The organism is Micromonospora sp. NPDC023814 (genome assembly GCF_040639595.1).
Taxonomy (GTDB): Bacteria; Actinomycetota; Actinomycetes; order Mycobacteriales; family Micromonosporaceae; genus Micromonospora.
On the sequence record NZ_JBFAAF010000161.1, the window covers coordinates 1 to 4567 of the forward strand.

The following is a 4567-nucleotide window of genomic DNA, read 5'->3' on the forward strand; positions in this document are numbered from 1 at the left end:
GTTGGCGCGCGGGCTCTACTCGATTCCTTGGACATGGAGCGTCGCCGGGAGGGTACGCCTCCCGACGCTCATCCACAGGTTTCGAGCATTGCTCGGTGTGGTTTGCCGACGAGGTCTTCGAGGCGCCAGCGCCCGACGTCCGAGTGCCCCTACGAGAGGACCCTCGTCGATACTGCACGTAGGTTACGTTGAACCAGGAGATCTGCATGCGACGATTCCTTCTACCTCTGGCCGTGGTGCTGTCCGCCGTACTCGGCCTCGCGGTCAACCTGGCCTCTGAGACGATCCCCCTACCGCCGTGGCTCGGCTGGGCCCCCTGGGTCACGATCGTCCTGCTGGTGGTGGCCATCGTGGTGGTGGAGAAGCGGCGCGGTCGTGAGGAGCCGCAGTTGTCGGCACCGGAGCAGGTCACGGAGGCGGCGAACATGCTGGCCCAGGCCACCGAGTCGCACTGGTCAGCGCAAGCCGATGCCTGGGGCATCGGGATGAACGCCGACCCGGTGCGGGTCACCTGGCACCGGGACCATCAGCGGTCACTGCCGATGCACGAGGTGCTCGGCGCTCCCGGGGGTAACGTTCGGCGGGTTCCGCGCCGTCGAAGCGCCAGCCGCCGAGCCCCGGCCGGGGACCATCCGGGCGAACAAGGCGTGGTCACCCGCCTGTATGTCGACCTGTATCGGCGGATCCAGCGCCAGCAACTGGTCCTGCTCGGCCCGGCCGGTAGCGGGAAGACCGCAACGATGCTGATCCTGCTGATCGAGGCAGCGAAGGAGTGCGTCAGACCGGCCTCGGCACCGGAGCGCGCCGACACGCCGGTGCCGGTGTGGGTCACCCTGGGCGGGTGGAACCCGGACGAGAGGTCGCTGCTCGACCACGTGGTCGAGGAGATGGAGACGAACTTCCCGGCGCTGCAGCACCCGCGATACGGCGCGAAGGTCGCACGCCGCCTGGTCGAGCACAAGCGGGTGGCGCTCTTCCTCGACGGCCTCGACGAGATGCCCGCGGCGGGGCAGCGGGCCGCGTTCACCAGGATCGCGCGCGAGGCCGCCGGGCTGCGTATCGTGCTCACCTCCCGGATCGAGGGGTACGACCGGGCGCGTGCCGGCGGACGGTTGCCGCGCCCGGTCGTCCTCCAACTCGACAAGGTCGAGTCGGAGACTGCCGTCGAGTACCTGCGCCGTGGTCACGACAGTGACCGGCAACGCCGGTTTTGGCACCAGCTCACCGAACATCTGCTCAGCCGACCCGACTCGCCGGTCGCGGAAGCGTTCGCCACCCCGCTGATCCTGAGTCTGGCCCGCGACGCGTTCGACGGGCCGGACGGTGACGTACCCGACCCTGCGGAGCTGATCGGGCTCACCTCGGTGGCAGCGGTGAAGGCCCGCGTGATCGGCCAGTTCCTGGAGCGGGCCTACCCGTCCGGTTCCGGCCGGCGCGGCGGGCGCGACCAGCGTCACCTGTTCTACCTGTCCTGGCTCGCTCACCACCTGCGGGGGCGCCGCGACCTGCGCTGGTGGGAGATCCCGACCTGGGTTCCGATCGGGGCTCTGTCGATCGCGATCGGCACCGGGTTCGGACTGCCGACGGCAGTGCTGGCCGGGGCGTGCGTGGCGGTGACCGGCGGGGCTCGGTCCGATGTGTTGTTGGCTTCCCTGGGCGCGTTTCTCGTGGCTGTCGCCGCGGTCGGGTTCGTCCTGACGTCCTCTCCCTCCGCCTCGGTGCCGACCCCGACCGAACCGATCGGTATGGACCTGCGGTGGCCGACTCGGGCGGAGCTGCGGACGCTGGGGCTGGCCGGATCGGGACCGCCGCTGGCTGTCGGGGTGGGCGTCGGACTCGTCCTCGGCCCGTTCGCCGGCGTGCTCTCCGGGTTGGCTCTCATGGGCCTCCTGGTCGTCGGTTCGTCGATCGTCCGGGCCAACGTCACGTTCGGCCTGCTCGGCATCTGGCTGACGCCGCTGGCCGACTCACCAGCGAGCACCCCGGACGGTACGTTTCGGGCCGACCGCCGCCGCACCGTGGTCACGGTCAGTTCTGCGGTGATCCTCGGTGGCGTCGCGTTCGCGCTGTTCAACGTCGCGGATCCGCCTCGGCCCGGGACGTGGTCGGTCGGACCGGAGTCCGGCATCGTGATCGGGGCGGCGTATGGCGTCATCACCGGCCTCGGCCCGGCAGTGCTGACGGGCTTCGCCCAGGTCGTGTTGCTGCTGCACGGGCGTCCGCCGGTGCGGTTCCCGGTGCTGTTCCGGGAGGCGCTGCGGCGGCAGGTGCTGCGCCAGGTTGGTGTGGTGTACCAGTTCCGGCACGCCGAACTCCAGGACCACCTGGCCGCCGCCTACCAGCGACGGCAGGATGCGGGCCCGGCCCGTCGGCCGCTGGCGCCGGAGGCCGACGGTGCGACCGTGGCGACCGCCCGGTGGTCGGGCGGTCAGCGGAACCGGCGGTTCCCGGTCTGATCGCGGTGCGGCTACCCCGCCAGGTGGTCAGGTCGTAGTAGGTGACGTCGTCGACATCTCCCCCACCTGCGGTTGCGTTTGGTGATGATCGGCTCTCGTTGGACGGACCGGCTCGGTCGCGCTCACTGGCGTCGCCATCGTGATGCTGAGCCTGACCGGTCGGGTCCCCGCGGCCGCAGCGCAGCAGGATCGCACCAGGCTACGTGGCACTGGTCCTGGCGTCGCGGCTGCGTGGTGGGCAGTCATCGACCGCTACCGCTCCTTGAGACGGCGGTCGACCTCCTCGGCGACCCGCCGGTGCAGCTCGGCCAACCGCTCGTCGGTGTACTTGGTCAGGTCGCCCGGGTCCGTGCCGCCATTCGCCGCCTGCTCCCGTTGCTTCTGCTGCTCCCGGCGTTGCAGCTCCTGCTCCTCAGGCGAGCCGGGGGCGGCGTACGCGCACCGGACGAGGGTGCCGTCGACGTTCTTCAGGCAGGTTGCCTCCCCGCCGTCGATCTGGCCCCGGCCCTCCACCCGGTACCGGATGCTCTGCTCACTGCCGAGTGTGGCGGTCCACGTGCTGCCGCCGGTCGGCACCACCTCGAACACCTGGTCGTCGTTCCAGCAGCAGACGTCCCGGTACTCCGCCTTGATCAGGGCGACGATCGCCTGAGGCGACGACCATGTCGGGCTGAGCCGGTGCACGGTCAGCGGGGCGAGACCGCGGCCGGCGTGCCGGGTCGGCACGGTCGACACCGCCACCACCGAACTGCCCTCGCCCTGCGGGGTGAGCGGGGTGACGTACGCGCTGCGTCCACTGCCGTCGCGGTAGCGGAGGGTGAACTCCGACTCGTTGCCCTCGTTGGCGCCGTCCTCGGAGGCGTCCCAGCCGCTGCGCTCGAACCACCAGTCGGCGAAACCGCCGACGGCGGTCGCGCCCTCCCGCTGCCGGGCGGCCAGGCTGATCGGGTAGGACGGTCCGGGCACCTTCGTCGTGTCGTCAGTGATCGTGACCTTTCCGGTTCGGCCGTCGTACCGCGCCACACCGGCCGGCCGTTCGGTCACCACCAGGATTCCGGTCTGCTGTTTCAGCGGCATCACCACGATCAGGTTGTCGCCCTGGCAGTAGACGTACGCGTCGTCGGCGGAGAACCGGGCCCAGCGCCGTTCGGCGGAGATCTTCCGGGCCAGGTTGTGGCTGAACCAGCCGCCGATCCGCGCGTCGGCGGCTGACACGTCGAACTGGCACCGCTGCTGCGCCCGGCTCTTGCCGCCGAGCGGCACCTCCTGCATCAGACCGACCTCGTAACCGGCCAACCAGCCGCGCCGCTCGACCAAGACGGCGAACCGGTCGGAGTCGGGCAGATAGCTGACGTCGGTGATCTCGCCGGTGACGTCGCCCAGGTTGGGCGCGGCCTGTGCCTTGCCGACCAGGTACGGCGCACGTGCGGCCAACTCCGGGACCGGATCGCTCACCACCCGCATGGTGGTCCCGTACGCCCGATCCTGGAGGTATTCGCCGTAGACCAGCCAGCACCCCCCAAGGGCCAGTCCGACGGCGGCGCCCAGCCAACCGAGGACGATGGTCCCGCCGGTCAACTCGGGCCTGGTCTTGCGCCCGCGGAGCCGGTGGGTGAGCAGTCGCACCAGGGCCGGCGCCCCGGCGAGCAGGGCCAGCGGGGCCGGCGCTACCAGCCAGGGAACGAGTTTGCGCAGCTCCCACACGAGGACGGTGGTGGCGTACGAGGCGTACCAGCCGACCGCGCCGAGCAGGATGAGCAGAAAGATCGGCGTACCCATCCGCAGCGCCCGATGCATCGACACCCTCCTTTTGACAGGACGAGCCCCGATCCTATTCGGACGTCAAGATGCCTTGGTGCCGTCGCAGCAGCGCGACGCCGATCAGCGGATGCGTCGAGGATCGCTCGCCTGCGGGTACCGGCGGCGGGCGACCACCAGGTGGCTGTTGGATGCTCGGGTCGTTGGTCTTGGGCGACTGTCGCCAGGACGCGCGTTCCGGCCGGCCGTAGGTGTCGGCTAGTGCGGTGTCCACTAACGTTCACCGGGTTTCCGGTGCCCTGTTGTGGATCCTCGCCGTGCGGGCGAGCGACTCCCCACCTGGTGGTGGGGCG

2 protein-coding genes are annotated in these 4567 nt (G+C 70.6%); one reads left to right on the forward strand and one right to left on the reverse strand.

Going from position 1 to position 4567, the window contains the following annotated elements:
* Positions 1-206 precede the first annotated feature (206 nt).
* Complete coding sequence (locus tag AB0G14_RS34720; protein ID WP_357704870.1) at positions 207-2456, forward strand: hypothetical protein; 2250 nt, start codon at positions 207-209, stop codon at positions 2454-2456.
* 252 nt (positions 2457-2708) lie between these two features.
* On the opposite strand, the gene AB0G14_RS34725 is transcribed toward AB0G14_RS34720, so the two are convergent.
* Entirely contained in the window at positions 2709-4253 is a 1545-nt protein-coding gene (locus AB0G14_RS34725; RefSeq protein WP_357704872.1) for a hypothetical protein, read from the reverse strand.
* Positions 4254-4567: the final 314 nt, after the last annotated feature.